This is a genomic window from Sulfitobacter sp. UBA4523 (assembly GCF_002388305.1).
GTDB classification, from domain to species: domain Bacteria; phylum Pseudomonadota; class Alphaproteobacteria; order Rhodobacterales; family Rhodobacteraceae; genus Sulfitobacter; species Sulfitobacter pontiacus.
This window is the reverse complement of the sequence record NZ_DGMH01000066.1, coordinates 19993-22151: the sequence shown is the minus strand read 5'-3', so window position 1 is coordinate 22151 and position 2159 is coordinate 19993. Positions and strand designations below refer to the sequence as shown.

At 62.5% G+C, this 2159-nt stretch carries 1 protein-coding gene and 1 pseudogene; one reads left to right on the top strand and one right to left on the bottom strand.

Annotated elements, in window-relative coordinates; translation table 11 throughout:
• A pseudogene (locus B3849_RS16065) lies at window positions 1–303 on the top strand (hypothetical protein); the annotation flags it as partial.
• A gap of 236 nt (window positions 304–539) precedes the next feature.
• On the opposite strand, the gene B3849_RS16060 reads toward B3849_RS16065, so the two are convergent.
• Window positions 540–2159 (bottom strand): xanthine dehydrogenase family protein molybdopterin-binding subunit (locus B3849_RS16060; RefSeq protein ID WP_286780430.1); only part of this gene is annotated, 1620 nt, incomplete at its 5' end.

Genomic DNA, 2159 nt, shown 5'->3' with positions numbered 1-2159 from the left:
GCCGCACTGCCCCGCAGCCGGACCGAGGACCGCTACATGGGTCAGCATAGCGACCAGTTGATGGCCGACGCTGAACGCATCTTCGCCGAAGAGAAGGCAAAGCTCGGCAAGGTTGCTCAGGCGGCCTCTGACGAGGCGAAGAAAGTGTTGCGCGAAACCAAAGAAGACGCGGACGCCGCGGCCCCGGGTGATACAGCAGCAGATGCGATTGTCGAGAAGGCCAAAGCCTCCGGCCAACGCGTGGTCGACGCTGCCGAAGCCGAGGCGGATAAACAGGGTGTTGGGAACGTCAAGAAGTCCTGATAACGCCGATATAGCTGATAAAGGCCCGCGCTTCATCGCGCGGGCTTTTTTTTGTGCCTTGTTGCTGGCGGTGAGGGCGGTAGGAACCACAGATGCCCGACGTGCTGAGATTGGTAGGTGCACAGTCCGCGGGTCTCTTTTCTTGCTGGGGCGGGTCCAGCCGTGATGCAAAAGCCCACAAAAAAACCGGCGCAAGCTTTCGCCGCGCCGGTTGCTTTGTTTGCGGATGCAGCCGGTTACATCTCTGGAAGGCCCGACAGGATCTTGTCCATCGTCGCGGGCAGGTCACGCACCCGCACACCGCAGGCGTCGTAGATCGCGTTGATGATGGATGCGCCTGCGCCGCAGATGCCCAGCTCTCCGATGCCTTTGGCCTGCATGGGGTTCGCCCAAGGGTCACGTTCCTGCACGAAGTTCACGGTCAGCTGTGGCACATCAAGGTTTACCGGCACGTGGTATTCAGCCAGATCGTTGTTCACCAGATGGCCGTCGCGTTTGTCAAACATCAGCTCTTCGGTCAGCGCCATGCCGATGCCAAAGGTCATGCCGCCCAGACATTGCGAGCGCGCAGTCTTGGCGTTCAGGATACGACCGGCGGCGAAGCTGCCGTGCATCCGGCGCACGCGCGTCTCGCCGGTGACGCTGTTGACACCGACCTCGGCAAAGAAGGCACCGAAAGTGGCTTGGCGGCGGTCGGTCTGGGTGTCACCCTTCTTGATCGTGCCCTTGACCGTGAGCGGGCCATCCTTGGTGAATTCCGGCAGATCGGCGCGACGGTTGTTGGCGGTGGCGACTCCATCTTGCAGGGTCAGGTCGCGTTCCTCTACGCCCATAGCCTCGGCGATCTTTTTGCGCAGGGCTTCGCAGGCGACAAAAACCGACCCGCCCGAGGATGCGGCACCCCAGCTGCCACCGGATCCGGCGGCTTTGGGCAGGCTGCTGTCGCCCAAACGCACCGTCACACGGTCCGAAGGCACGCCCAGCATTTCGCCCGCAATCTGGGTGAGGATCGCATAGGTGCCCGTGCCGATGTCGGTCATATCGGTTTCAACCAGCAGGCTACCGTCCTGGTTCAGGGTCACGCGGGCGTGGCTTTCGCCTAGCATATTGACGCGAGTGGCAGAGGCCATGCCGTAGCCGATCAGCCATTCACCGTCCGTCTTGCCAACCTCGCGGCTGTCCCAGCCAAAGGTCTTGGCCCCATCATCCAGCGCCTCGGCCAATTTGTGGGACGAGAATGCGCGCCCGTCTGACGGGTCGACATCCGGGATGTTGCGTTTGCGCAGTTCGACAGGGTCGATGCCACTTGCGACCGCCAGTTCGTCCATCGCGATTTCAAGCGCGGTGATCCCGACCGCTTCCCCCGGCGCGCGGACGGAGCCCGCACACATGCGGTTGATCCGCTTGATGTGCATCCCGATCTCGCGGTTCTCTCCGCGATAAAGGAATGGCGTGGCCTGGGCTACCGGCTCTGCAAAGCTTTCGTCCATCAGTTGCGACACGGTGGAATCGTGGCCGATGCCGGTCATGCGCCCGTCGGCATCCGCGGCGAGTTTGATGTGCTGCACGGTCTCGGACCGACGCATTGTCGCCTCTAGCACCTGCTGGCGCGTCAATACGACAGCCACCGGTGCCCCCACCTCGCGCGCGGCGAGCGCCGCGGCCACAGCCTCGTGGCTGATCCCCAGTTTGGAGCCGAAGCCACCCCCCACGAACGGGGCCAGAATATGGACATTATCGGGGTCGATCCCAAGAGCGTCGGCCAGTTCATTCACATTGTATTTGAGCATCTGGTATGACCCGCGCAGGGTCAGCTTGTCGCCGTCCCATTGGGCGATTGCGGCATGCGGTTCCAT